At 62.5% G+C, this 25,855-nt stretch carries 19 protein-coding genes; 10 read left to right on the top strand and 9 right to left on the bottom strand.

Annotated elements, in window-relative coordinates; all coding sequences use genetic code 11:
- Positions 1-66 precede the first annotated feature (66 nt).
- The 3 genes from LMA02_RS20440 (at position 67) to LMA02_RS20430 (ending at position 4,698) form a co-directional block, all read left to right on the top strand.
- A complete protein-coding gene (locus LMA02_RS20440; protein ID WP_228909571.1) occupies positions 67-1,890 on the top strand; it encodes an acyl-CoA dehydrogenase in 1,824 nt (607 codons plus the stop codon).
- A gap of 53 nt (positions 1,891-1,943) precedes the next feature.
- Entirely contained in the window at positions 1,944-3,128 is a 1,185-nt protein-coding gene (locus LMA02_RS20435; RefSeq protein WP_228909570.1) for an acetyl-CoA C-acyltransferase, read from the top strand.
- A 301-nt stretch (positions 3,129-3,429) separates the two neighbouring features.
- Positions 3,430-4,698 (top strand): aminotransferase class III-fold pyridoxal phosphate-dependent enzyme, encoded by a 1,269-nt coding sequence (locus tag LMA02_RS20430; protein ID WP_228909569.1) that lies wholly within the window; start codon positions 3,430-3,432, stop codon positions 4,696-4,698.
- Between the two features lie 164 nt (positions 4,699-4,862).
- Here LMA02_RS20430 and LMA02_RS20425 read toward each other — a convergent pair whose 3' ends face one another.
- From LMA02_RS20425 to LMA02_RS20405, 5 genes are all read right to left on the bottom strand, one after another.
- Complete coding sequence (locus LMA02_RS20425; protein ID WP_228909568.1) at positions 4,863-5,552, bottom strand: hypothetical protein; 690 nt, start codon at positions 5,550-5,552, stop codon at positions 4,863-4,865.
- A 203-nt stretch (positions 5,553-5,755) separates the two neighbouring features.
- Positions 5,756-6,904, bottom strand: a complete 1,149-nt coding sequence (locus LMA02_RS20420; protein WP_228909567.1) for an MFS transporter — start codon at positions 6,902-6,904, stop codon at positions 5,756-5,758.
- Positions 6,905-7,096: 192 nt separating this feature from the next.
- A complete protein-coding gene (locus tag LMA02_RS20415; protein WP_228909566.1) occupies positions 7,097-7,975 on the bottom strand; it encodes a phytanoyl-CoA dioxygenase family protein in 879 nt (292 codons plus the stop codon).
- Positions 7,976-7,996: 21 nt separating this feature from the next.
- Positions 7,997-8,854: an NAD(P)-dependent oxidoreductase gene (locus tag LMA02_RS20410; RefSeq protein WP_228909565.1), complete on the bottom strand. Its 858-nt coding sequence runs from the start codon at positions 8,852-8,854 to the stop codon at positions 7,997-7,999.
- A gap of 216 nt (positions 8,855-9,070) precedes the next feature.
- Positions 9,071-9,214, bottom strand: coding sequence for a hypothetical protein (locus LMA02_RS20405; protein ID WP_228909564.1), 144 nt, complete (start codon positions 9,212-9,214; stop codon positions 9,071-9,073).
- 74 nt (positions 9,215-9,288) lie between these two features.
- Here LMA02_RS20405 and LMA02_RS20400 point away from each other — a divergent pair, with 74 nt between their 5' ends.
- Positions 9,289-9,918 carry a TetR/AcrR family transcriptional regulator gene (locus LMA02_RS20400; protein ID WP_228909563.1) on the top strand — a complete coding sequence of 210 codons (630 nt, stop codon included), beginning with the start codon at positions 9,289-9,291 and terminating at the stop codon, positions 9,916-9,918.
- A gap of 569 nt (positions 9,919-10,487) precedes the next feature.
- Positions 10,488-11,087: a TetR/AcrR family transcriptional regulator gene (locus LMA02_RS20395; RefSeq protein ID WP_228909562.1), complete on the top strand. Its 600-nt coding sequence runs from the start codon at positions 10,488-10,490 to the stop codon at positions 11,085-11,087.
- 175 nt (positions 11,088-11,262) lie between these two features.
- Here LMA02_RS20395 and LMA02_RS20390 read toward each other — a convergent pair whose 3' ends face one another.
- The gene (locus tag LMA02_RS20390; RefSeq protein WP_228909561.1) at positions 11,263-12,723 is read right to left on the bottom strand and encodes an aldehyde dehydrogenase family protein; all 1,461 of its coding nucleotides are present in this window, start codon (positions 12,721-12,723) and stop codon (positions 11,263-11,265) included.
- Positions 12,724-13,140: 417 nt separating this feature from the next.
- Between LMA02_RS20390 and LMA02_RS20385 the strand changes: the two genes are divergently transcribed.
- The 5 genes from LMA02_RS20385 (at position 13,141) to LMA02_RS20365 (ending at position 20,957) form a co-directional block, all read left to right on the top strand.
- Positions 13,141-14,121, top strand: coding sequence for an aminotransferase class IV (locus LMA02_RS20385; RefSeq protein WP_228909560.1), 981 nt, complete (start codon positions 13,141-13,143; stop codon positions 14,119-14,121).
- Between the two features lie 398 nt (positions 14,122-14,519).
- Positions 14,520-15,839: a DUF1329 domain-containing protein gene (locus LMA02_RS20380; RefSeq protein WP_228909559.1), complete on the top strand. Its 1,320-nt coding sequence runs from the start codon at positions 14,520-14,522 to the stop codon at positions 15,837-15,839.
- Positions 15,840-15,855: 16 nt separating this feature from the next.
- A complete protein-coding gene (locus LMA02_RS20375; protein ID WP_228909558.1) occupies positions 15,856-17,562 on the top strand; it encodes a DUF1302 domain-containing protein in 1,707 nt (568 codons plus the stop codon).
- Between the two features lie 7 nt (positions 17,563-17,569).
- Positions 17,570-19,969, top strand: a complete 2,400-nt coding sequence (locus tag LMA02_RS20370; protein WP_228909557.1) for an efflux RND transporter permease subunit — start codon at positions 17,570-17,572, stop codon at positions 19,967-19,969.
- A 19-nt stretch (positions 19,970-19,988) separates the two neighbouring features.
- Positions 19,989-20,957 (top strand): WD40/YVTN/BNR-like repeat-containing protein, encoded by a 969-nt coding sequence (locus LMA02_RS20365; RefSeq protein ID WP_228909556.1) that lies wholly within the window; start codon positions 19,989-19,991, stop codon positions 20,955-20,957.
- Positions 20,958-21,490: 533 nt separating this feature from the next.
- Here the strand turns inward: LMA02_RS20365 and LMA02_RS20360 are convergent.
- The 3 genes from LMA02_RS20360 to LMA02_RS20350 form a co-directional block, all read right to left on the bottom strand.
- A complete protein-coding gene (locus LMA02_RS20360; RefSeq protein ID WP_228909555.1) occupies positions 21,491-23,131 on the bottom strand; it encodes a GMC family oxidoreductase in 1,641 nt (546 codons plus the stop codon).
- Between the two features lie 223 nt (positions 23,132-23,354).
- Complete coding sequence (locus tag LMA02_RS20355) at positions 23,355-24,305, bottom strand: alpha/beta hydrolase (RefSeq protein WP_228909554.1); 951 nt, start codon at positions 24,303-24,305, stop codon at positions 23,355-23,357.
- Between the two features lie 33 nt (positions 24,306-24,338).
- Positions 24,339-25,829, bottom strand: coding sequence for a flavin-containing monooxygenase (locus LMA02_RS20350; protein WP_228909553.1), 1,491 nt, complete (start codon positions 25,827-25,829; stop codon positions 24,339-24,341).
- Positions 25,830-25,855 lie beyond the last annotated feature (26 nt).

The following is a 25,855-nucleotide window of genomic DNA, read 5'->3' as shown; positions in this document are numbered from 1 at the left end:
ATTCGGATTCCTCAGTTTTTTGTCCTGCAGATTACGAAGCCAACCGAAGCCCACCCGCTCTATTTCATGACCCGCGAACTCACCCTCTCCCGTCGCGACGTGGAGTTCATTCTTTTCGACTGGCTGCAGGTCGAGTCTCTTGCCGGCAGGCCACGATATGCGGGGCAAGACCGCTTCGACTATACATCCGTGCTTGATGTCTACGAATCGCTCGCCACGGATCTCTTCAAGCCGCATAACAAGAAGAACGACAGCAACGAACCCGCATTCGACGGGGAGCGCGTCACCATCAATCCGGAAGTCGGCATCGCCTTGCGCGCATTTTCGGACGCCGGCCTGATCAGCGCGTCGTTCCCCGGCGAGTGGAACGGCATGTGCCTGCCGAGCACCGTGGAGCGGGCCGGTATGGCGTATTTGCTCGCAGCCAATCCGGGTACCGCGGGCTACGCGTTTCTGACGATCGCCAACGCCAATCTGCTCATGGCCCACGGCGAACGGGAGCGGGTGGAGCACTACGTGAAGGCCATGTCGGAAGGTCGGTGCTTCGGCACGATGTGCCTGTCGGAACCGCAAGCCGGGTCGAGCCTTGCCGACATCCGCACGCGTGCGGTCCCGAGCAAGGACGGCCGCTACCGCCTGTTCGGCAACAAGATGTGGATTTCAGGCGGCGATCACGAGCTTGCCGAAAATATCGTCCACCTGGTGCTGGCAAAAATTCCCGACGAGCGCGGCCAGCTTCCGCAGGGCACCCAGGGCATCTCGCTCTTCACGGTTCCGCGCAAGTTGATCGGCCCGGACGGCCTGCCGGGCCCGCGAAACGATGTCGCGCTGGCAGGCATCAATCACAAGATGGGATATCGCGGCACCGTGAACTGCCTGCTCAATTTCGGCGAGGGCCGCTACCTGCCGGACGGTAAGGCCGGGGCGATCGGCGAGATCGTCGGCGAGCCCGGCAAGGGGCTGGCGTATATGTTCCACATGATGAACGAGGCGCGTATTTCGGTCGGCCTCAGCGCCGCCTCGATCGGTTATACGGGCTATCTGCACGCGCTCGATTATGCAAAGACGCGCGTACAGGGGCGGCCACGCACCGACCGGTCGCCCGCCTCCGCGCAGATCCCCATCATCCGTCATGCCGACGTCCGGCGCATGCTGCTGGCCCAGAAAGCGTATGTGTCGGGCGCGCTGGCGTTGTGCCTTTACGCGGCGCGTCTGAGCGACGATATCCAGTCGCTGGAAGACGCCGACGGCCGCGAAGAAGCCCATTGCCTGCTTGACCTGCTCACCCCCGTCGTCAAGAGCTGGCCATCGCAATGGGGCCTCGTCGCCAACGATCTCGCCATTCAGGTTCACGGCGGGTATGGATACACACGCGAGTACAACGTCGAGCAGTTCTATCGCGACAACCGCCTCAATCCGATCCACGAAGGCACGTTCGGCATTCAGGCGCTCGACCTGCTGGGCCGCAAAACACGCGCAAACGGCGGTGTCGCCATGGCGGCGCTCGACAGAAAGATCGCCGCGACGGTATCGCGCGCGCAGTCGGCCCGTTCGCTCCAGCGCCAAGCCGGCACGCTCAATGCCGCGTGGGTGCGCATCCGTACCGTCACCGGTGCGTTGCACCGACTCGACGATCCCGATGTCCAGTTGGCGAACGCCGCTGCCTATCTCGAAGCATTCGGGCATGTCGTGGTCGGCTGGCTTTGGCTCGATCAGGCAATTGTGGCCAGTACGCTCGAGAACGGCCCCACGGGAACCGACTTCCATCGCGGCAAGCTCGCCGCATGCGACTACTTCTTCGGATGGGAAATGCCCAAGGTGGCCGCGTGGCTCGCCGTGGTCGATCCAGTCGAGACGACGCCACTCACCATGCCGGAGCACTGGTTCTGATCCGTACGCAACGTCTCCATTTCATTTCGTCGCTTGCTTTATAAGGATGCCCCATGATTGACGCAGTCATCGTTTCCACCGCGCGCACGCCGATCGGCAAGGCCTATCGCGGTGCGTTCAACCTCACGCACTCGCCCACGCTGCTCGGGCACGCGATCAGGCATGCGGTGCTGCGTGCCGGCATCGAGCCCGATCGCATCGAGGACGCCGTGATCGGTTCGGTCCTCAACGCCGGCACCGCCGGCGGCAATATCGCCCGACATGGAGTGCTGGCAGCCGGATTGCCTGCCAGCGTCGCGGCGCAAACGCTTGACCGGCAATGTGCGTCGGGCCTGATGGCGATCGCGACGGCTGCCAAGCAGATCATGTGCGACGGGATGGAGGTCGTCGTCGCGGGCGGCCAGGAGAATATCTCGGCAGTTCAAACGCGCTACTTCGAGTGGACGCGCGCCGACCAGGATCCCAACGTGCTGGCCGTGCAACCGGCGGCCTACATGCCGATGCTCGAGACCGCCGAGTTCGTTTCCCGCAAGTACGGGATCTCCCGGGACGTCCAGGATCAGTACGCCCTCGACTCCCAGCTGCGCACGGCCGCCGCACAAGCCGCGGCTCGCTTCTCGAGCGAAATCGTCCCGATCACGACACGAAAGCTGGTCGTCGACAAAGCGACCGGCAAGACGTCGCAGCATGAGGTCACGCTTACGCAGGACGAAGGCAATCGTCCCGGCACGACGCTCGAATCGCTTGCGTCTCTCGCACCGGTAGTCGACGGCGGCGTCGTGACGGCAGGCAACGCGAGCCAGCTTTCGGACGGTGCAAGCGCGTGCGTCCTGATGAACGGAAAAACCGCCCAGCAGATCGGCGCCATGCCGCTCGGCATCTATCGCGGGATGACCGTCGTCGGCAATGCGCCGGAGGAGATGGGCATCGGTCCGATCTACGCGATCCCCAAGCTGCTTAAGCTTCATGGCCTGAAGACCGACGACATCGGCTTGTGGGAGCTCAACGAGGCGTTTGCATGCCAGGCGCTGTACTGCCGCGAGAAGCTCGGCATCGATCCCGAGCGATACAACGTCAACGGCGGCAGCATTTCCATCGGCCATCCGTACGGGATGACCGGCGCGCGCATGGTCGGTCACGCACTGATCGAAGGCAAACGGCGCGGCGCACGCTACGTCGTCGTATCGATGTGCGTGGGAGGCGGAATGGGTGCCGCCGGCCTGTTCGAAGTGGTCTGACGCAATGCTCGTTTCCCGCGAATACGGGCATCGCCTCACGCTCCCGGCATGTTCGCGAACAATCGACTTTCTAACTCAGCTCATCAACCGCGGAGGCTGATCATGGCGAAGCGCTTACTCATCTTACTCTCGCTTGTCGCCGGGATACTGTTCGTATTCAGCCCGGGACTCATGGTTCTTTACCATATCGAGCATTACGACTCGACCCGGTAGTTCGCGTTATGAAAGTCAATCGACCAATTCAACTGATCGAATGTCAATCTGGTATCGCCTGAAACGAATCTTTCACAAGGAGTCGAGCATGGACAGGCTGGCGAAGAAGAACGAGTGGTTTGCAAGAGCCGAAAAAGTCATCCCGGGCGGGATGTATGGTCACCAGAGCGTCAAGTATTTGACGGAAGACTTCCCGTTGTACTTTGCAAAAGCGAAGGGAACCTATCTTTGGGACGTCGACGGCAACCAGTACATCGATTACGTGTGTGGTTACGGCACGAATCTGTTCGGCTACGGCAACGAGCAGATCGAGCGCGCGGCGGCCCTTCAGTTGCAGAACATCGACACGGCCACGGGCCCGAGCGCGGTGATGGTCGAGCTTGCCGAGGCGCTCACTCGACAGGTCAGCCACGCCGACTGGGCGATGTTCTGCAAGAACGGCTCGGATGCCACTTCGATGGCCATGGTGATCTCGCGAGCCTATCGCGGCAAGCGGAAGATTCTCGTCGCGCGCGGCACGTACCATGGCGCGTCGCCGTGGAACGTGCCGTATACGACGGGCATTACCAAGGAAGATCGCGCACACGTCGTCTACTTCGAGTACAACGATATCGAGAGTCTCGACGCCGCCGTCAAGAGCGTGGACGGTGACGTGGCGGCCATCTACGCAACGCCGTTCCGCCACGAAGTGCTGTTCGACCAGTTCTTTCCGTCGGTCGAGTACGCCCACGCATGCCGCCGCCTCGCTGATGAACAGGAAGCGCTTCTGGTCGTGGACGAGGTCCGTACCGGGCTGCGCCTCTCGCGCGATTGTTCATGGTCGGATTGGGGCGTGCACCCGGACCTCAGCTGCTGGGGCAAAGCCATTGGCGGCGGCTATGCGATCGCCGCGGTCCTGGGTTCCGACAAGGCACGGGAGGCCGCGACGAACATTTTCGTCACGGGCTCCTACTGGCTGTCCGCCGTCCCGATGGCCGCCGCAATCGAAACGCTGCGCCTGGTCAGAGAGACCGACTACCTCGAACACACGAAGCGCCTGGCGGACACGTTACGCGCCGGCCTCGCCGAACAAGCGGAGCGGCATGGCTTCGAGCTCAAGCAGACCGGACCGAGCGTGATGCCCCAGATGCTTTTCGCAGGTGACGACGAGCTCGTGTCCCGCGGCCGGGCATGGGCTTCGGAAGTCGTCAAGAACGGCGCTTATCTTCACCCGTGGCACAACATGTTCTTCACGGCGAGCCACACTGACGAAGACATCGCGCGTACGCTCGAGGCGACCGAAGCGGCGTTCGGCGCACTCAAACAGAAGTCGGTCGCATTGAATCGTCTCGATATTCTGGACACCGTGCAGCGTTGACCTTGATGTTTCGCGGGCCTTCGACCGATGGTTGAAGGCCGCATTGCCGGGCGGATTCGCCCGGCGCGCACGGCCTCTCTCGATCGACCGCCCGCCCCTACCGTCGGTAGTCGCCCCTTCGTCTCGCACGCAGGACGACCGGCACTTCGGCGGGGTCTCTCCGACTACAGCGGATTTCGTCTCAGGCTGCCAAGGCTATGGCGTCGATCGAGGTTCATTTGCTGTTCCTGCGCACACTCCAGCGCACCATACGCGTAGTACAAGGCAACGGACAGGTAAGACCACGAGAGCAGCGCAAAGATGTAGAAAATCATGTGATCGCTGTCGCCTGGTATCCGGTAGAAGTCGTAGATGCTCGCAATGATCTGCGTGGACACCAGCGCGACGATCATGCTCACGGCGGTGCGTTTCTCCCCGGCGCCCAGCAACCTATTGACGACGTATACGAGGTACACGGAGAACAACGACCACATCACCAGGTAGAAATACGGCTTGGGTTGAACCATGAAATCCTTTGTCCACACGACAACGGTTCCCGCCAGCGCACCCACTACGTACACGACATCGATGAAGATCGACGGCTTATATCGATGCGTAACCGCCATCATGCCTGCGATGGTGATGATCGGTATGCCAAACCCTCTGGAAAACGCATCGCAGAACAGCGAAACACTGAAGAACGCGGGTTCGCCGGTCAGCGCATTGAGCATCAGATTCGTTGCCGAAAACGTCGTAACCAGCCACTCGAATCCGAGGAGAGCGTTGCGTTTCCTGAGCAGTTTCACGCCATAGATGAGCGAAGTCGCGATCAACGCGAGGTCGGCAAGACAATAAAGAAGAAATTTGGGTTCCATGAGATATTCCGACGATCGTCAAGACCTGGATCTCGTTTGTGCTTGCCCGCATCAATACGAGTCGATACATCGCGTCCCGATGCGACATCGCGCGACAGGGATCCGTCGGGTTCCGCCCGACATGCCGGGCGGCCGGTACCGCACCAATGCGCGCAGCGGCCGGCGCGAGCTCGGCCGGCAACGCGGTTGTCTGGCCTGTCGCGTCAAGCGATCGCGGGCCGGGCATGTCGCGACTTGAGCTGCCGGATCGCAACACTGGTCAGGAAAATCGGCACGACCAGCAGCCCGACGGAAAGCCAGCCGACCGCGCGCAAACCTGCCACGCCGAACACCGTGCCGGCAATCGCGGGGCCGACCGCCAAGCCAAGATTGATTGCCGACGCGCAGGTCGCGGTGCTTCTTCCGCTGGCATCCATTTTCGAGAGCGCGGCCACCATATAAGGGGCGATCAGCGTCGCACCGGCGCTGATGAGCGCCGTCGACACGAGAAACGCCCATCGGCCGCCCACGCAATACATGCCCAGGCTGCATACGATCAACAGCGCGAGTCCGAAGGCGATCGGCTTGAACAAGCCGAAGCGGTCGCCCAACCAGTTGACCGCTACCCCCACCGGCAATTGCGCAGCGGCATTGACCATGAACAGGATGCCGAGCTGCTCCGCTGCAACGCCCCGGGTTGCGGCCACTTCCGCGGCGAATCCCATGAGCGCCGTCTGCGACACGTAAATAAAGAACGCACTTACCAGCATCGCGCGGACGTCGTTGGATTTGATCGCATCCTTCGCGACGTTTTCCTCGGCTGCGTTCACGGCAGGATGCATGAACGCGGCAAAAAACAGCCCCGCCACGACGATGGTGAACTGGACGGCATCGACACCGATATTGCCGATCTTCGCAGTGGCGATCGGTACCACGTACATCGCTCCGGAAAATATGACGGCCATCGCCACGGCCACTTGCGCGGCGACCTTCTCCGGGTGCCTGACGTGTGAAATGACGCCGTATGCACAAACGCAACTGACGCCCAGCGCGACGCCGAGCACCAGCTTTGCCGCGACGAATATGTGGAAATCATTCGAAAACATCGCGCAGGTCGACAGCACGGCGAGCGCCGCCGCAACGAGCGCGCCCGTTCGCTTGTTCAACGTCGCCATCTGTCGTCCAAAGATCACGATGGACAGTGAAAGGCAGAGCAGTACCGCGGACGCGAGCCACCCGGCGCTGCTTTCGGACAGCCCGAACCGGGCCATCGACTCTTCGATGTTGAACGGAAGCAGGTAGGTTGGTGTCCAGACCACGGCTCCGGTATAGAGCAGCGCGATTTTCCGGATTCCGTTGATTTGGTAATTCACGATCTACTCCCAATCGTTTGCACGAGTGCGGAATCGCGTCGACGCGTCGAATCGCTCTCCAGCTCGCATTCATGAATGCATTTTTCAGATGACTGGTTCGCATCACGAAACAATCGCATGACGCTCGCGTGATGGAATCGCCCGGTTGCCATCCGGTTACCGGGCCGGAACCCCCACCCCGCCACGTCCTCGTTAGTCGAAATGCCCGACCTCGAGGAAATCCTTCATTTTCAGCAGGTCATTCGGGTCCGACATCTGTCCGTTACGCTCGACAAAGCCGGCAAACGTCGTGCCGTACGTCCAGCCGAGCAGCCGCTGCAGTTCTTCCGGGTAGCGCTTCACGCGTTCAATCGGCAGCGTGAGATACTGGTTTTCTTCCTGCCGGAGGATCGCCAGGTCATACGACATCGTCAGGCCGGTTCTCGGCGCATTGCTGGCGTTCTTTCCGCCACCGTGATAAGTCGAGCCGATGAAGAAAAGCGCATCGCCGGCGGACATCGCTGCGGGAATCGCTTCCTCCTGCCTGGGCATGCGCTCGTCATCCCACTTGTGGCTGCCCGGAATGACCAGGGTCGCGCCGTTTGCCTCCGTAAAGTCGGATACCGCGACCATCACCTGGAAGCGTGCTTCACGCCCATAGTTCGGGTGTCGCCACAGCCATACGGAATCGTCGCGGTGCAACGGCTGCAGGCCTTGGCCCGGCAGGATCTGAATGGCCTGCGTCACGCCCACCTGGATATCGGGTGCGACATCGACCTGGTTTTCGCCGCTCCAGATCTTGATCGGCGTTTGCAGAATGCTGCGCGCGGCGCCCAGGTAGAGCGGATGCAACGCGACCTCGGCCATCCAGTCGGTACGCGCGAACAGACGCGACACGCGCCGCGTCTGCGTCCCGGCAAAGTATTCGTCTACGCCGTTCGGAGCCGACTCGAGCGTATCGAAGAGCGTACGCTGGATACGCGCGAGCAAGTCGGAACCGATGAAATTCTTGACGATCGCACCGCCGTCCTGACGAACCGCGTTCGCCAGATCGTCAGGAGTGCTATCGCTCGAAAGGCGTTGCAACGACATGATGATTTCCTCCAACAAGTATCAATGATTGAAAAGTGCCGCGTATCCGCGTTCACCATCGCCTTGCGCGACGGATGACCGGATGCGCTCGCGTAATGCTTTCAGGATGCGTGGCGGCGACCCTGCATCTTCCTGTGCCTGCCGGAACAGGTCGACCGCCCGCGCGTAGACGTCCAGGCTCGCGCCCCTTGGCTGATAATCGGAAGCCGCCACTGATTCGAACAGGCCTTCGATGAAGTGCGCCTGACCGGCGATGTAGGTGGGAATCAGGCCGCGAATCTCGTCGATCGACATGCCTGAATCCACGACGAACCGGAGACCTTCCAGGAAGGCTGCGCCGGCGCCAAAAACGAACGTGCCCGTCAACCCGGCGTCGAGCACATTCGGTACATCGGGGCGTGTGCCGACGTAGACGGATTGCGGCGCGATCTTTCGAACGACGGACTCGGCTTCGTTCCAGACAGCCTCGTCGCCACCCAGGAGGATGGATGCGCGCTCGCCGCCGATATCGGGCGGGAAGCACTGGATGGTTCCGCTGATGAATTTCGCGCCGGCGCGGCTCACGATTCGATCCAGCGTCAGGACCTCGGACGGACGCCCCGTTGCCAGATTGACGATCGTTTTTCCCTGCAGGCGCTCGCCGAGTTCGTCGAAATCCGCCGCGAGGTCGACCGGCGTTGAAGTCACGATGACGATCACGTCCGCCTGCGCACAGGCAGCCATCGCACTGTCGGCCACCCGTGCGCCCAGCTCGGCCATGAGTTGCGCCTTTCCGGATTTCCTGTTCCAGACGACGACGTCCTCGCCCTGTCCAATCAGCGAGACAGCGATCGCGGATCCCATCGCGCCCAGGCCGAGGACGGCAATCAAATTGCTCATTCGCATACCCTTTCGATGTCGTTTATCACGTTTCCGGGAGGCAGCCCTCACTCAGCCCGGACAACAAGATCATTAGACTTGATCAAATGACCATATCAGCAGGTACGAGTCTTATGCTTCGAAATGACATTGGGAATACGGGGTTTCCATTAGCCGCCCGATGAACGCGTCGAGCGGGCCACCGCAGCGGCGCCGCGCACCGCCGCGCCAGCATCGTCACGCCGTGCGCTGCTTCCCTGCGTGGAGCGCCGCAGTCATGCCCGCCACGAACCGGCGCACCATGTTTTCCACGCCGCGTCCGATACAACATCCGTGCTCGACGATGCGTTGCGTGGCTTTCCAAAGCCTGCCCATCGTCATGCTAATATCGGGCGATTCGACTACCCGGCGCGGGTAGCATCCTTGAACGAAAACATAAAACGGAGCGCTGGCCTATGCAGCGAGTACGGGCTGAAGTCCGCCGCCAGGACCTCGTGGCGGCGACTGTCGCGGTGATTGCAGAGCACGGTGTGAAGGGCGCCACGACCCGTCGCATCGCCGAAGCGGCGGGGTGCCCGCTTGCTTCGTTGCACTACGTTTTCCACTCGAAGGACGAGCTGTTACTGGCCGTCTACGAATCCTTGATCGACCTGATCCGCTCGGACAGCCCGGACGCGCCCGAGCATGGCAGCCTGGCCGATCTCGCGGAATTCAATCTGCGCTCGGTGATGGCCTGGTTCGAAGCCAACCCGGCCTACGCGAAGACCCAGTCGGAACTGTATACCTGGGCGCTGCGGCATCAGCCCGACGTGGCCGTCGGCGCCCTGCGTATCTCGCTGGAAGGCGCGCGCGCCTACCTTTCCTCCGCCGAGCCACGCCCCGATGCCAAGGCGCTGGATGCCGTCGCGCGACTGACCATTGCCCTGGCCGACGGGCTGCTTTTTTCCTGGTTCGCTCAGGAAGACTCGAAACGCCTGGCGACCGATGTCGATCACGCGAGCAAGATGCTGGCCGCCTATGCGGCAACCCTTTCGGATGCTCGGCCCACTGCGAAGGCCACTCGCAAGACGGCGCGCAAGCAGTAAGCTTCTGCCGCGTCGCCCACGCATTCGCTTCCCGACAACCTCGCTGCCGCGACGTTCGCATCATCTGGTCGGCACCTCCACGCGGCACGGCGCATGATGCCGACAGTTTCATCCCATGCGCCGCCGCGCCCGCACGCGAGTCCTGTTCAAGGGCGCCTTGAAGAACCATCGCTCGCGCCCCCGGCGTGGTCAGCGCGACGCGCGTCATCGGCACCGCAGGCATTCCAGACAAATCGCTCCCCCTCTCGCTTCGATCCTCACGGAAACGTGACATGACAGGCGAGCGTCGAGCCTCGCGCACGGGTTTACCTCCATCGACAGCAAATGGCCGCCTGCGTAACGTCTTGTTGGTCACATGACCAAGTCAACGGAACACGCTTCTCGTCAGCAATTCAATGCGAGCGGGATATTCGCGGAACGAAAACCGGAAGCTGGCCGCCCCATGGACAAACTTTCAAGAAGCCGACATAATTCATCCACGTCATGGTCACTTGACCACGTATCACGAATGAGCGCTACACGCCCACAAGACGTCACTGACGAGGATTTTCGGGTACCGGAGCTTACCAATGGCAAGAATTCGCGCTGCGTTGCGGCGACAAGATTTTGTTGACGCTGCTGTAGAGGTCATCGCCGCGCACGGTGTCGCTGGAGCCACCACGCGGCGCATTGCCCAAGCCGCAGGCTGCCCGCTCGCATCCCTCCATTATGTCTTTCATACCAAGGACGATCTGTTCAACGCGGTGTACGAATCGCTGTTCGATCTTCTCGCGACGAACACTCTCGCTCATGGTGAATTTCAGTCGTTCGGCGAACTCGCCGGATGGCAGTTGCGCAAGACCGTCGAATGGCTCGTTCAGCATCCATCGTACGCGCGAGCGCAATCCGAACTGATCCAGTGGGCAGAACGCCATCGTCCGGATTTCGCGTTGAAGACCTATATCCAGACTGTCGAACGCATGGTCGCCTATATCGGCAAGCAAGCCCCGCACGTCAGCCCTGACGTGATCGAACCCGTCGCCCGAATGAGCATCATCCTGGTCGACGGATTGCTGAATAGCTGGCAGGCCGAACCGAATATCGGCAGGCTGCGGGCGAACCTGGATAGCGCAAGTTCGGCCCTGGAAGCGTTGGCCGCCTCCCTCTCGAACTCGACGGCACGCGCCTGAAAATCGGCGCGGTGCGTCGTTGCACCGAAAGCCGACACCGTGACCGGGCCGCTACGATGACCGCCCGCGCAACACCGCGCCGGAAGGCAGCCGGCGACATCGTCGCGGCTTCGTAGATAGGCGGCGGCTTGACGCGGGGCGCCCACCCGACATGGGCGCCCGTCGTCGATTCCCTTCAGTTGACCGCATCCGGCACCGCACCGAACATGGACTTCGTCTCGAGAAACTCCTCGATGCCGGCGTAGCCCCATTCGCGCCCGTTGCCGGACTGCTTGTAACCGCCGAACGGCGCCGCGATGTCGACGGCCGCACCGTTCAAATGCACCATCCCGGTCCGCAATTGTCTGGCGACCCGCTCCGCCTGCTCGATCGATTCACCATAGACGTAGCCGGACAAACCGTACGGCGAGTCGTTGGCGATGGCGACGGCGTCCGATTCGTCCCGATAGGGAATGATGACAAGGACCGGACCGAAAATCTCCTCCGTCGCAATCCTCATGCGATTGTTCACGCGGCTGAAGATGGTCGGCTTCACGTAGTAGCCTCTTTCGAGTCCCGAAGGACTGCCGAGCCCGCCCGACAATAGCAGCGCGCCCTCGTCGATGCCCGCCTGGATCATCTCCTGCACCTTGCGATGCTGGCGCCGGTTCGCCACCGGGCCCATCGTCGTGCGCGGGTCGCGCGGATCGCCGACCACGACCTGCGCGCACGCGGCCGCCGCGATCCTTTCCGCCTCGTCGAGGCGATGCGCCGGCACCAGCATGCGCGACGGCGCGGTACAGGTCTGGCCGGAATTGGCCATCATCTGCAGCACGCCATGCGTGACGCCTTGCTCGAAGTTTTGGCTGTCCAGAATAATGTTCGCCGATTTTCCGCCGAGCTCCAGCGTCACCCGCTTGATCGTCGTCGCCGCAGCCTGGGCCACCTCCACGCCCGCGCTCGTCGACCCCGTCAGCGACACCATGTCGAAGAGCGGACTGGAAGCGATCGCCCGCCCGAGGCGCTGCCCCGAGCCCTGCACGAGATTGAAGACGCCGGGCGGCACCCCTGCCTGCTCGAGGATCTCGGCGAGCACGATGGCCGAATACGGTGCATTCTGGCTCGGCTTCAGCACGATCGTGCAACCCGACACCAGCGCCGGTGCGACCTTGCACATGACCTGGTTCATCGGCCAGTTCCACGGCGTGATCAACCCGCACACCCCTACCGGCTCCTTCACGATCCGAGATGTGCGCTGGATGCGATCGAACGGGTATTGCCTGGCGACTTCCAGCGTCGTATGAAGATGCCAGAGCCCCAGCGCCGCCTGAAGCGGACGGGAAATCGCATCCATCGGCGCGCCCATCTCGAGCGTGATTGCATCCGCCATATCCTGCATCCGCTCGGTGTACACACCGATCACGGCCTCGAGCAACTCGAGCCGCTCGACCAGCGGCGTGTTCGAGAATGTGGCGAAGGCATCGCTCGCCGCCTTCGCGGCCCGGTCCACGTCCGCTTCGTCGGAGAACAGCAAAACGCCCGAGACTTCGCCCGTCGCCGGATCGATGATTTCCTGTTCGATCCCCCCGTTCACCGGCTCCACCCATCGCCCGCCGATGAACGCCCGGCGGAGATGATCTGCTTCAAAAATCGCCATCAGCTCGCTCCATGTCAGTTGGTCTCGGGGCACGTCGTCAGTCTTCGGAATCGCCCGGGACGACCGATACTATCGCCTTTTTTGATCACCTGTCCAAGTCATAAGACTACGTAATAATCAGCATTGCCAAAAGCGACGCAGAGTACGACGCTCGTTGCCCGTTTGCAGAACGGGCGCGTTGAAGTCTGCCCCGCTGATCGCGGGTCGGTCGCACATCACAGAGGGTTAACCTTCATCGACAACGCATTTTTCGAGCAATACTTTTCTACTACACGGTCACTTGATCAAGTCATGTGGCAGACTTTCAGCCGGATAGCCAGGCAGCAAGCCATCCGCAAAGTAGCGCACCGCGATCCGGTCGCTTTCTGACATCAACGCCGAACGGCAACTCTCCCACGGGAGCGAAAGGTAATTACCATGGCAATCATCCAAGTCCAGCAGATCATGCATGAGCACCCGTTGCATGCTCGTGCGCCGCATGAACCCCGCTACGCGGACGGCAGCGCCTTCTGCGACGGCAACTATGTCCCCATCACCGAAGCGACCGTCCCGCTCGTCGACGCCGGCTTCCTGCATGCCGACGCCGCCTACGATGTGGTCACCGTGTCGCGAGGCAATTTCTTCCGGCTCGACGATCACCTCACCCGCATGGAAGAGTCGGCCGCGAAGTTCTTCCTCGAGAATCCGTTCAATCGCGACCAGGTCCGTGAAATCCTGCACAACCTCGTGCGCAACGCCGGCCTGAAAGACGCATACGTGTGGTGGTGCGTCACCCGCGGCCCGCTGAGTGTCGACCGCCGCGACCGCAGCGCGATGAAGAACGCGATGTTCGCGTTCGCGGTGCCGTTCTTCTTCCAGGCGGACGACGAGATCCGCACGCGCGGCTCGAACCTGCTGGTCAGCAAGCGGTACAACCGCATCTCCGCGAAAGCGGTCGACCCGACGGCCAAGAACTTCCACTGGATGGACATGAAGCTTGCGCTGTTCGAAGCGATGACGCAGGAAAAGGACTGGGCCGTGCTCGTCGACGAACACGACAACCTCACCGAAGCGGCCGGTGCGAACATCTTCTTCATCAAGAACGGGGAGCTCCATACGCCTGCCGAAGGCTGCCTGCTGGGTATTACGCGCCAGAGCGTGTTCGACATCGCCGCCGAGCTCGGCCTGAAGGTGAACATCGGCACATACACCGCGACCCAGTTGCGCGAAGCCGATGAAGCGTTCACGTCGTCGTCCGCGGGCGGGATCATGCCCGTCAGCGCGATCGACGATCAGCCGCTCGGCAATCGCAGCGGCCCCGGCCCGATCTCCGAGAAGATTCACAACCTGTATTGGGAGAAGCGTTGGGCAGGCTGGCACGCGCAGCCGGCCGAATACTTGTCGTCGGTCGCGGCATAAGCCGACGCCACCCGAAGGTGGCACGCGTACGGAGCCGCGCCGGTCGAGCAGACCGTACCCGGCTTCGGCAAACGAAAGTCAGCTGCATGCAGAACACACCGTCCGGCACGCCATCAGGTGTGCCGGACAACCCGGGCACCGATGCAACACGGATGAACGGGCCGGTTGATTCATGCAAAAGACGGTAAAACGCACGTTTTTATAATTCGCATTACGAATCAATTGCAACGGAAATCGCTACGTTCGCATGCATTCGCCTATGCCCAACCCTTTTGACGGGCGCACGTTACCCGGTCAAGGTCAAGGAGATTGATGTGGTCAAGACGCATTCTTTCAAACAATCCGCTTCGCTCGTTCGATCGGCAGCGAAATCGTCGCTTCTCGCTTCCGCAGTCGCGATGACTTTGACCAGCGCGTTTGCGGAAGGGTTGGACTCGTCTCATACGCCGTCCGGCGCCGAGATCGCCGGCACCGCCAGCGGCATTCCCGCTTGGGCGCAGGTCGGCAACGTCGGGCCCGGCTGGACGTTCGGCAAACGCCGCGCGGATTTCTTCAAATACAAGTCCGACAAGCCGCTGTACACGATCGACGCCAGCAATGTCGACAAATACGCGGACAAGCTCAATCCGGGCCAGATTGCATTGTTGAAGAACCTGAAGGGCTTCACGATGCCGGTCTATGCATCGCGGCGCACCTGCGGCGTCCCGGATTTCGTCGCGGAGAACACGAAGAACAACGTGGGCTTCGCCAAGATGTCCGCGGACGGCTCGGAACTCGCCGATGCCCGCCTGCCCGGCTACCCGTTCCCCGCGCCCAAGACCGGCGCGGAAGTGATGTGGAACGCGAAGCTGCATTACCGCGGCGCCGGTGTCGAGATGCGCGACATCATCACCGTCGTCTCGCCGCGCAAGGGAGCATCCGACTGGATCAAGAACGTGTCGGACGCGTGGATCTACCAGCCGTGGGGCGACAAATCCGGCACGGCGTTCGCGAAGGTCAACCAGGTCGAAGGCAACGCGTACTACGCGTACAAGTCGCCGGCCGCCATTGCCGGCCAGGCCGCGATCTTCACGACCTACGCCGGCAAGCCGACCGAAGTCTTCTACTACTTCCCCGGCCAGCGCCGTACCCGCCGCATGCCGTCGTACGCCTACGACGCACCGCAGATCGGCTTCGACAACCAGTACAACATGGACGAAGCGCTGGTCTTCTCCGGGCAGACCGACCGATTCTCGTGGAAGCTGCTCGGCAAGAAGGAAATGATCGTGACTTACAACGACCTGGGCATGTACGACTTCTCCGACAAATTCGAAGACGCGTATGGCCCGGACTTCGTGAATCCGTCGAAGCGCCGCTACGAACTTCACCGCGTGTGGGTCGTGGAAGCCACGGTCAAGCAGGGCATGCGCCATACCGCGCCGAAGCGCCTGTTCTACGTCGACGAAGACAGCTGGAGCTACCTCGGCGCGGTGGACTACGACGCGCAGGGCAACATCTCGAAAGTCCGCGAGGGCTACATCATTCCGGTGTACGAGACGGGAAGCTGCGACACGCTCGCGTTCGCTCAATACAACCTCGTCGACGGCCGGTACCTCGTGGACGGTTCGATGCTCGCGGCCGGGCGGGACGCAAAGTGGTCGGTCGACTCGTCGGCGGACCAACACTACAAGCCGAGCTTCTACAACGCCGACAATCTTCGCGCGTTGAGCGAGCGTTGACAGGGGCCGACACAAAATGGCTACCCCCTCCTCATTTCAGCCCCGCTGCAGTGTGGCGTTCGTGCGCGCGGCGGTCTCGGCGCTCGTCGCCCTCGGGTGCGGCAGCGCGCACGCCTTCACGTTCACGATCGGCAATGTCGAAGGCAGTTTCGATTCGACGGTGTCGGCGGGCGTCGGGATTCGAACCGCGTCGCCCAGCAGCAATCTCGTATCGCCGACCTACAACGTGGCCACCGGTGCGCAGACCGGTGGCGGCCGACTCGGTCAGTTGAGCGGCCTCTCCGATCAGGGCGACATCAACTACGGCAAGGGAGATCCTTTCACGAGCTATCTCAAGGGCAACCACGAGCTGGTCCTGAAGATGCCGTCGCAAGGGCTCACGTTCATGGCGCGCGGCACCTGGCAATACGACTACTCCGGTACCCGCACGACAGGCGCAACCAGCGGACAGGACCTGTTCTACAACCCATCGCCCAACCTTAGCGGCGGGCTCCCGTCCGATGCCGAGAAAAACATCCGCTTCAAGCCGCGCTTGCTCGACCTGTGGGTCAGCAAGCAGTTCAACGTAGGCGACCAGATTGCACGCGTCCGTGTGGGTAATCAGGTCGTCAGCTGGGGCGAAAGCATCTGGGAAACCGGCGGCGTCAATGCGACGAATGCGATCGACGTGAATCGCGCGTCCCAACCCGGGGCGCAGGTCAAGGAGATCATCCTGCCGGCCCCGATACTGAGCGTCGCGTCCGGCCTCGGTCACGGCGTGAACGTCGAAGGGTACGTCCAGAGCAACTGGAACCAGAACTATCTACCCCCCGTCGGCAGCTATTGGTCCAATCAGATCGTCGGGCCAGGCAACAACGCGTATGGCGTGGCCACCGTGCATCCGAAGAACGGCGGGCAGTACGGTTTCTCCGTCCGCTATCAGCCCGCGGGAACGGACCTGAACCTCGGTTTCTATACGATCGCGTACCACGACAAGTTTCCGCAGGTGTCGCTGAGCTCGACGGGCGGGACCGTCTTCAGGTTTCCTGAAGACCGCCACATGATCGGTGTCAGCGCGAACTTCCCGGTTGGCGACTGGGCGATCGGCACCGAACTGTCGTACCGTCCGCGCGACGCCGTTCCGCTGAATCCGGCCAGTGGATGCGTCGCGCAAGGCGGCAACTGCTGGGTCGACGAGAAGCGTTTCCAGTGGCACCTGACTACCCTCTACTCGCTCCAGCCGGGCAATTCCGGCGCATTCCTCAAGCTGCTCGGCGCGCAGACCGCCACGCTGACGACCGAGACGGTGATCATTGCCTATCCGGGGCTTCACAAGAGCTATGGCGGCTCGCCGATTTCTCCCGGTGCGCTGCTGTGGGGGAACGAATTCAACGATCTGTTCGCGACCGGCGCACTCAACTCGCCGGGTAGTGCACAGGGCACGAAATACTCCGGCGGGATCGACGTCGATTTCAACTGGGTCTACGACGGCACCGTCATTCCCGGGTGGCAGGTCAATCCGGGGATATACGTCCGGTACGGCCTGTTCGGCAATACGCCGAACGTGAACGCCCAGTTCATGCGCGGCGTGACGGCGATGAACCTGTATGTGAATTTCATACAGAACCCGGCGAACTGGCAGGTCGCGTTGAACTACACGCGCTTCATGGGCCCGACCAACCCGCTGGCCAACCCGCTACGTGACAGGGACTTCGTGGCTGTCGTCGCTTCTCGCAATTTCTGAGGTCAATATGAACCAAACGCCTGTTTCCGACGCAGCCCGACCCGGCAAGCTGCTGAGAATGCTTCATTCGCTGGAAAATGCGCTGTTCGGTCACAGGCGGCTCGTTCTGGGACTCCTGGTTCTGTTCACGGTCGTCATGGCCTCCTTCGCCGTGAAGCTTCGCATGGATGCGGGGTTCGAGAAGCAGCTTCCTCTCGGCCACGAATACACGGAAACCTTCAACCAGTATCGCGGCGACCTGCTCGGTGCCAATCGCCTGATCGTCGTCGTCAAAGCGCGCCACGGCAGCATCTGGACACCCACCGCGTTGAAGCGGCTCTACGACGTCACGCAGGCGGTCACGTTTTTGCCGAACGTCTCGCGCAGCAGCGTTCAATCGCTCTGGACGCCCAATTCATTCGTCAACGAGATCACCGAAGACGGCTTCCGGGCCGACCCGCTCATTCCCGGCACCGTGACGCCGGATCAACTCGACGGCAACACGGTCAGCGCCATTTCGCGCTCGACTGCGCAGGGCGGTTTCGTCGGCAATCTCGTGTCTCGCGACCAGACCAGTGCGATGGTCACCGCGGACCTCAACGAGCTGGACGCGAAAGGCGAGCGGATCGACTACGTCGCATTCGACCGCGCGCTCGAATCGCAATTGCGATCGAAGTTCGAAGATGCGAACTACGAGGTCCAGATCATCGGTTTCGCGAAACAGATCGGCGATATCGCGAACGGTGCGTCGTCCGTCCTGAAGTTCTGCGCAATCGCGCTGCTGCTGACCGCATTGGCCGTCTACTGGTACTGCCGCTCCGTGCGCCTGACGATTCTGCCGCTCACCTGCTCGCTCGTCTCGCTCGTCTGGCAGTTCGGCACGCTGCATCTGCTCGGCTATGGGCTCGACCCGCTGGGCGTGCTGGTGCCGTTCCTCGTGTTCGCGATCGGCGTGTCACACGGCGTCCAGCAGATCAACTTCATCGTTCGTGAGATCTCGCACGGGAAGTCCGTCGAGCAGGCCGCCCGATCCAGCTTCAGCGGGCTGCTGATTCCCGGAACGCTCGCGCTGGTGACCGCATTCGTGTCCTTCGTCACGCTGATCCTGATCCCGATTCCGATGGTTCGCGAGCTCGCGATCACCGCTTCGCTCGGCGTCGCGTACAAGATCGTCACGAATCTGGTGATGCTCCCGTTGGCCGCGTCCCTGCTCAAGGTCGACCCCGGCTATGCGAAGAACGCCGAGCTGCATGCCGCCCGCCGCGGCCGCGTGCTGCGCGTGCTCGCGAAAGTCGCGGTTCCCCGCAACGCGGCGATCATCCTGCTGGCCGCCGTCGTGGTCTTCTGCGTGGCCGCGTGGGAAAGCCGCGACCGCGTAGTCGGCACGCTGCAGGCAGGCGCGCCGGAGCTGCGCGCGGATGCCCGCTTCAACCAGGACTCGGTGTCGATCGCATCGAGTTATGACGTCGGACTGGACTGGATGTCCATCGTCTTCGAGGCGCCGCCGCAGTCGTGCAACAACGTAGAGATCGGTGCGTATCAGGATCGCTTCGTCTGGTCGATGCGCGCCGTTCCCGGCGTATTGTCGGTCGTGTCGTTTTCTTCGCTGCTGCGTCAATACAACGAGGGGTACAACGAAGGCAACCCGAAGATGTCGGCGATCCCGATCGATCCGGACAACTATTCGTCACTGGCCGGCGAGGTGGCCCGCACGCCGGGCGTCATGCGCAAGGACTGCAGCATGACCGCGGTGAACATCTATCTGGCCGACCACAAGGCAACGACGATCAATCAGGTGATCACCGCCGCGAAGCATTTTCGCGACACGAACAAGCTGCCGGGCGTGAAGATCCGGCTCGCGTCCGGAAACGCCGGCGTTCTCGCCGCGGTCAACGACGAAATCGAGCGCAGCGAGCTGCCGATGATGCTTTACGTGTACGCGACCATCGTGTTGCTCGTGCTCGTCACGTACCGCGACCTGCGCGCCGTGCTCGCCTGCTGCCTGCCGCTGACGATCGGCACGTTCATCGGGTACTGGTTCATGAAGGAGCTGCAGATCGGCCTGACCGTCGCCACGCTGCCGGTGATGGTGCTCGCGGTCGGCATCGGTGTCGATTACGCGTTCTATATCTACAACCGGCTGCAACTGCATCTCGCCAACGGCGTGGGAATCGTCAAGGCGCTCGAACAATCGATCCTCGAGATCGGCACGGCGACCATCTTCACGGCCATCACGCTCGCGATCGGCGTGGCCACCTGGTCGTTCTCGGAGCTCAAGTTTCAGGCGGACATGGGCAAGCTGCTGGCATTCATGTTCATCGTCAATATGGTCATGGCCATGACCGTGCTGCCCGCCTTCGCCGTGTGGCTCGAGCGCCTGTTCCCGAGACGCCGGCCCGCGCGCGCACCCGGCCTGCTCGCTCATTGAAGAAGAGGATTCCATGCTCATGAATCACAAGATGCACGCCATTTCGGCTGCTATCGTCGTCGGCGCAACACTGCTGGGCGGCATGCAATGCGCGGTATCCGCACCGGAACTCAAACCCGTGCCGGCCGTCCAGTCGAGCATTGCGACGCAGTCGGCCGTGCTGGATGCAACGTGGGCAGGGCCGCGGGTCGTGAGCGTCGGTGCGAACGGCATCATCCTGCTGTCCGACAACCGCGGCGCGACGTACCGCCAGGCCAAGGCCGTACCCGTGAGCTCGACGCTGACGTCGGTCAGCTTCATCGACGCCAACACGGGCTGGGCCGTCGGCCACTGGGGCGCGATCCTGAAGACCACCGACGGCGGCGAGACCTGGCAGATACAGCGGTTCGCGACGACCGAGGATCGTCCCCTCTTCGGCGTTCACTTCGTCGATGCGAACCACGGCGTGGCCGTCGGGCTCTGGTCGCTGATCCTCGTCACCGACGACGGCGGCAAGACCTGGACGAAAAAGGAACCCGTTCTTCCGAACGGCAAGAAGTCGGACCTGAACCTGTTCGGTATTTTTTCGAACGGCAACGGCGATATTTTCGCGACCGCCGAGAAAGGGCATCTCCTCGTGTCGAAGGACAAGGGCAATACGTGGGAGACGATCGAGACCGGTTACAAGGGCTCGTTCTGGTGCGGCGTCGCGCTGCCCGACGGTGTGCTGCTGGTCGGCGGACTGCGCGGCACGTTGATGCGAAGCGACGACAACGGCCACACCTGGTCACGCGCAACGCTCGATACCCGGAATTCGATCACCGCACTCGCGTCCAGCGGCTCCACCGTGCTGGCCGTGGGTGTCGACGGGTTGCAGGCGCAAAGCGTCGATGACGGAAAGTCGTTCAGCCGCGTGCATACCGAGACCGGGACGACCTACACGTCCGCGCTTGCGGCGCCTGGCGACAAATGGCTGGTTTTCTCTCGCGACGGGGCGATCTCGCGGTAACCACTCGATGTCCGATCGGCGCAGCGGGCCGCGATGGAAACGCGCGGCTCGCTGCGTCGACGTCGTCCCACCCCGGGACGGATGGTGTGATCATCGCGTAACGGGGCGCGTGTCGCGGATACGGGAAGAACCCGACGGGGAAGCGGCATGTGGACAAAGTGCAGTCTGCATGCCGCGCGAAGCTTACCGCTGATGGGATCGAACGACGACCCATCCTCCTGTCAGCCGCGTTTTCGAAGTCGATCTCAGGCGTGGTGCACACGCATCCGGTACCCCACGACTCTCCGCTTTCTCCGCAGCCGGCGTTCCTTGGCGAACGCACTTGAACGACGACGAGTCGCGCGAAATCGCGTGGCGGCCACTTCCGCGTAGGCGGGCCGCGCAAGGGTCACGCGCCGATCGCGGTTGATCGGCTGAGCGATGAGTTGATGGGCCTGACGACAGCGAACGTTGCAGCGCATCCGATGCTGCCGCAACGTCCGTGTTCGATCACGGCTTTCGTGCCGACGCATGCCGGCGCGAAAAGGGACCGGTCAAACCCCGATTCCGGCTTTCACTGCGGCATGGCCGCCGGGAAATCGCGAGATCCCCCGAATCAGATCCGACGCTTTCTCTCCGATCATGATCGTCGGCGCGTTCGTGTTTGCCCCCACCAGCGTCGGCATGATCGACGCATCCACGACACGCAGGCCCTCCGTGCCCCGTACGCGCAATTGAGCGTCGACGACGGCGAGCGCGTCGTTCCCCATGCGACACGTTCCCACCGGGTGGTAAACGGTGTCGGTCCGCTCGCGCAGCAGCGCGCGTATGTCTTCGTCCGAGCGCGACCGGGACGCATACAGATCTTCCGTCACGAACGCCGACATGGCCGGCGCCGCCATCAACTGCCGCGTCAGCTTGTATCCCTCGACGAGAACGTCGAGATCGTCCCTGTGCTCGAGGAATGCCGGGTCGATCAGCGGCGCATCCAGCGGATCCGCGCTGCGCAGCTTCACCGATCCGCGGCTCTTCGGCCTCAACACGCATACGTGACAGGAAATGCCGTGTCCCAGATGCAGCTTCCGTCCGTGATCGCTGACGGGGCCGACGACGAAGTGCATCTGCACGTCCGGCCGCTCGAGATCGGGACGCGTCTTCAGGAACGCGCCGCCTTCGGCAAAATTGGTAGTGAGCGTACCGCTGCGCGATTTCCGGTATTGCCTGATGTCGGCCAGTGTCTTGATCCCGCCGCGTACCGATACGCCGAGCGCATCCAGGCTGTTCGTCTTGTAGCTGACGACGAAGTCCGGGTGGTCCTGCAGGTTCTGCCCCACACCCGGGAGATCGGCCACGACGTCGATCCCGTGACGCTGAAGTTCATCCTTCGGACCGATACCGGACAGCATCAGCAACTGCGGCGACTGAAATGCACCCGCGGAAAGGATCACCTCCTTTTTCGCCCAGACCGTCTCGACATTCCCCGCACGGGTGACTTCGACGCCCACGGCCCTGTTGCCGTCGAACACGATGCGCCGGACCTGCGCATTGGTTTCCACCGTCAGATTACCGCGCGCGTTCATGTGCGGAAACAGATAGGCACGCGCGGCACTCCAGCGTTCGCCATTCTTTTGGGTCACCTGATAGATGCCGACGCCTTCCTGCTCCGCACCGTTGAAGTCGTCCGTGATGGGCAGGCCGCACTGCCGTCCGGCCTCCAGCCAACGCGCCTGAAACGGATTGTCCGTCCTCAGGTCGCTCACCCAGAGCGGGCCGCCGCGCCCATGCCAGTCATTGCCGAGGCGCTCGTTATGCTCGCTTCGCTTGAAATACGGAAAGACGTCGTTCCAGCCCCAGCCTTCGTTGCCGAGCACGGCCCAGTCGTCGTAGTCGGCATGATGGCCGCGCGTGTACACCATCGCATTGATCGCGGACGATCCGCCCAATGCCTTGCCGCGCGGCTGATAGCCGCGCCGCCCCTGCAGCCCTTTCTGCGGCACGGTTTCGAACGCCCAGTTGTTCAGCCGGGACGGGATCATCAGCACCAGGGCGGCCGGCACGTTGATGGGCCATCCGTTGCCGGTGCCGCCGGCTTCGAAGAGGCAGAGCGTCGCATCGGGGTCTTCGGTCAGGCGCGAGGCCAGCACACTGCCTGCCGAGCCGCCGCCTACAACAAGATAATCGAATGAGTTCTTCACGGGTCTGTGTCCTGGATAGATGCCTGAGCGCTTCACAAGCAACTACCTGATGCATCGATTCCACCGCTCGCGTCGCAGCTCCCTCGAGCCGTTGTGCGGTCGGCCTCATTCCGTCACGCATCAGAACTGTGTGGCCGCATCGGCAACGACGGAGATCCCCCATCGAACCGCATGCGGCCACGGAATGGCGATAAGCGCGATTCAGATCGCGACCGCCGGCGTATCAACGGTGCTGCGCGCCGTCGAGCAACTTCCGGAAACTTGCGATGCCCTTCTCGATCCACGTCTGCGCGCCGGGGGAGATCGCGCCCATGTCGAAGAAGCCGTGCAGCATGCCATCGCACCGGATTGTCTCGACCTTGACCCCGCTTGCGTGAAGCAGGCGGCCGTATGCTTCGCCCTCGTCGCGCAGCGGGTCGTATTCCGCGGTCAGGATGACTGCCGGCGCCAGCCCTGCGAAGTCCTTCGCGTGGATCGGCGCCAGCCGCGCATCCTGCGGGCTCGCCCCGTCGGCAACGTAATGCCGTTCGAACCACGCGATCGTCTCGAGGTCGAGCAGATAGCCTTCACCGTTTTCCTTGAAGGACGGAAAGCCTGAACGGTCCCCCGCCACCGCCGGATAGATCAGGAGCTGCGCGGCCAACGAAACGCCGTCGGCATGCAGTTGCTGGGTCACGACGGCCGCCAGATTGCCGCCGGCGCTATCGCCGGCCACCGCCACGACGTCGTTTCCGCCCAGCTCGCCCGCGTTCGCGATCACCCATCTGGTCGCGGCAATCGCGTCGTCCGCCGCGGCCGGATACCGGTGCTCGGGCGCCAGGCGGTAGTCGACCGAGACCACGACCGCGTTCGCGGCGCGCGCCACCTCCCGGCAAATGTTGTCGTGGGTATCCAGATCGCCAATGACGAACCCGCCGCCGTGGAGATAGACGACCGTCGCCAGATGACGCTCCTGGCTCGGCCGATAGAGCCGTGCCCGCAGCGAACCGACCGCGCCGGGAATGGTCAGGTCTTCCACGCCATGAAGGTCGACAACGGTTTCCGGTGCGCGAACGGCGCGCGCCAGATGCAGCATCAGTCCGCGCGCTTCTTCCGGCGTGGACTGCGGCAAGGGTTTCGCGCCGGACCCGGCAAAGGATTCGAGAAAACCCGCGAGATGCAAATCGAGTGCCATGACATCACCTTGTAATCGAACGTTGGGCGGGGATCAGCGATACACGAGGACTTCGGCGTCCGGGCTCAGCTCCGGAATGGTCTTGCGCTCTTCCTCGAACTCGAAGTGGTGCTGCCAAGGCATGCGATCGCCGCGCATGTGCATCTGGTGTTGCGAGCGCATCACGTACCCGGCATTGAAGTTGTTCGGGTCCGTCCAGGGCAGCCGCTGCATGTCGGCGTCTTCGTCACGCAGGCGCGGCTCCACCGTCTTCGCGCCGACCTTGTCCATATGCGCGAGTACGCGGCACGTAAATTCGCAGACGAGATCCGCACGCAGCGTCCAGCTCGAACGGTAGTAGCCGTAGACGAACGCCATGTTCGGGATACCTTCGATCATCATGCCGCGGTACGACACGCGCTTGCTCATGTCGACCGGGGCGCCATCGAGCTGGAATGCGATCTGGCCGAAAGCGCTCATGTCGAAGCCGGTGGCCGTCACGACGATGTCCGCGTCCAGGTGTTCGCCCGATGCCAGCGTGATGCCGCTTTCGTCGAACGCTTCGATGGTGTCGGTCACGACCGATGCTTTCCCGTCCCGGATGGCCGCGAAGAGGTCGCCGTCGGGGACGGCAGCCACGCGCTGTTGCCACGGGCGATAGCTCGGATTGAAATGCTTGTCGACGTCGAACCCTTCCGGCAGCTGTTGCCGCGTCTCGTTGATCAGCCAGTCGCGCACCGCGTCCGGGTTCGCCGTGGACAGGTTGATCAGGTCGAAGGTCTGCTTCAGGTGCGCGCGTCGCAGAATCTCCGAGCGCCATTCCTCGGGAAGGCTGAGTTCTCGGAGCGTTGCGTCCAGCTGGTGGGTCCACGGCACCGCCGTGAAGAACGTCGGCGACCGTTGCAGCATCGTCACGTGCGCCGCGGTGCCGGCCAGAGCCGGAACCAGCGTCGCGGCGGTTGCGCCCGAGCCGATGACGATCACGCGCTTTCCGGCATAGTCGAGGTCTTCGGGCCAGTGCTGCGGATGAACGACCGTTCCCTTGAAACGATCTAACCCGTTCCACTTGGGGGTAAAGCCCTGACGATGGTCGTAGTACCCTGCGCCCAGCCACAGGAAGCCGGTGGTCATCGTGAAACGTTCGCCGGTATCGTTGCGCGACACTTCCACTATCCAGCGCTTTTGTTCGCTCGACCAGTTCACCGTTTGAACGCGATGCCCATAGTGGATCTTCGAACCGAGGTCATACTCGTCGATGACTTCGCCGAGATAGCTGTGGATCTCCTCCGCCGTCGCGATCGAGCGGCCCTGCCACGGGCGGAATCCGAATGCGTACGTGTACAGGTCGCTGTCGGACCGTGCGCCGGGGTAACGGTGCGTCCACCACGTCCCGCCGAATCCGTCCATGGCTTCCAGAATGGCGAACGAGCGCCCCGGCAGGTTCATGCGGAGATGGCATGCCGCGTCGATCCCCGAGATTCCCGCTCCGATGATTAGTACATCTACGTGCTCAGGCGAACACGCAGCTGTTTGTTTCTCAGTCATGAGATCCCTCCGATGACCAGTTATTG

The organism is Burkholderia sp. B21-005, from assembly GCF_020843965.1.
Classification (GTDB): Bacteria; Pseudomonadota; Gammaproteobacteria; order Burkholderiales; family Burkholderiaceae; genus Burkholderia; species Burkholderia ambifaria.
The sequence above is the reverse complement of the archived record's forward strand: the minus strand, read 5'-3'. Positions and strand labels throughout refer to the sequence as shown.

What these genes read in the sequence shown, in the direction of transcription:
- LMA02_RS20440 (WP_228909571.1), top strand. Translation starts at nt 67, where the DNA reads ATGACCCGCGAACTCACCCTCTCCCGTCGCGACGTGGAGTTCATTCTT.
- LMA02_RS20435 (WP_228909570.1), top strand. Translation starts at nt 1,944, where the DNA reads ATGATTGACGCAGTCATCGTTTCCACCGCGCGCACGCCGATCGGCAAG.
- LMA02_RS20430 (WP_228909569.1), top strand. Translation starts at nt 3,430, where the DNA reads ATGGACAGGCTGGCGAAGAAGAACGAGTGGTTTGCAAGAGCCGAAAAA.
- LMA02_RS20425 (WP_228909568.1), bottom strand. Translation starts at nt 5,552, where the DNA reads ATGGAACCCAAATTTCTTCTTTATTGTCTTGCCGACCTCGCGTTGATC.
- LMA02_RS20415 (WP_228909566.1), bottom strand. Translation starts at nt 7,975, where the DNA reads ATGTCGTTGCAACGCCTTTCGAGCGATAGCACTCCTGACGATCTGGCG.
- LMA02_RS20410 (WP_228909565.1), bottom strand. Translation starts at nt 8,854, where the DNA reads ATGAGCAATTTGATTGCCGTCCTCGGCCTGGGCGCGATGGGATCCGCG.
- LMA02_RS20405 (WP_228909564.1), bottom strand. Translation starts at nt 9,214, where the DNA reads ATGACGATGGGCAGGCTTTGGAAAGCCACGCAACGCATCGTCGAGCAC.
- LMA02_RS20400 (WP_228909563.1), top strand. Translation starts at nt 9,289, where the DNA reads ATGCAGCGAGTACGGGCTGAAGTCCGCCGCCAGGACCTCGTGGCGGCG.
- LMA02_RS20395 (WP_228909562.1), top strand. Translation starts at nt 10,488, where the DNA reads ATGGCAAGAATTCGCGCTGCGTTGCGGCGACAAGATTTTGTTGACGCT.
- LMA02_RS20390 (WP_228909561.1), bottom strand. Translation starts at nt 12,723, where the DNA reads ATGGCGATTTTTGAAGCAGATCATCTCCGCCGGGCGTTCATCGGCGGG.
- LMA02_RS20385 (WP_228909560.1), top strand. Translation starts at nt 13,141, where the DNA reads ATGGCAATCATCCAAGTCCAGCAGATCATGCATGAGCACCCGTTGCAT.
- LMA02_RS20380 (WP_228909559.1), top strand. Translation starts at nt 14,520, where the DNA reads ATGACTTTGACCAGCGCGTTTGCGGAAGGGTTGGACTCGTCTCATACG.
- LMA02_RS20375 (WP_228909558.1), top strand. Translation starts at nt 15,856, where the DNA reads ATGGCTACCCCCTCCTCATTTCAGCCCCGCTGCAGTGTGGCGTTCGTG.
- LMA02_RS20370 (WP_228909557.1), top strand. Translation starts at nt 17,570, where the DNA reads ATGAACCAAACGCCTGTTTCCGACGCAGCCCGACCCGGCAAGCTGCTG.
- LMA02_RS20365 (WP_228909556.1), top strand. Translation starts at nt 19,989, where the DNA reads ATGAATCACAAGATGCACGCCATTTCGGCTGCTATCGTCGTCGGCGCA.
- LMA02_RS20355 (WP_228909554.1), bottom strand. Translation starts at nt 24,305, where the DNA reads ATGGCACTCGATTTGCATCTCGCGGGTTTTCTCGAATCCTTTGCCGGG.
- LMA02_RS20350 (WP_228909553.1), bottom strand. Translation starts at nt 25,829, where the DNA reads ATGACTGAGAAACAAACAGCTGCGTGTTCGCCTGAGCACGTAGATGTA.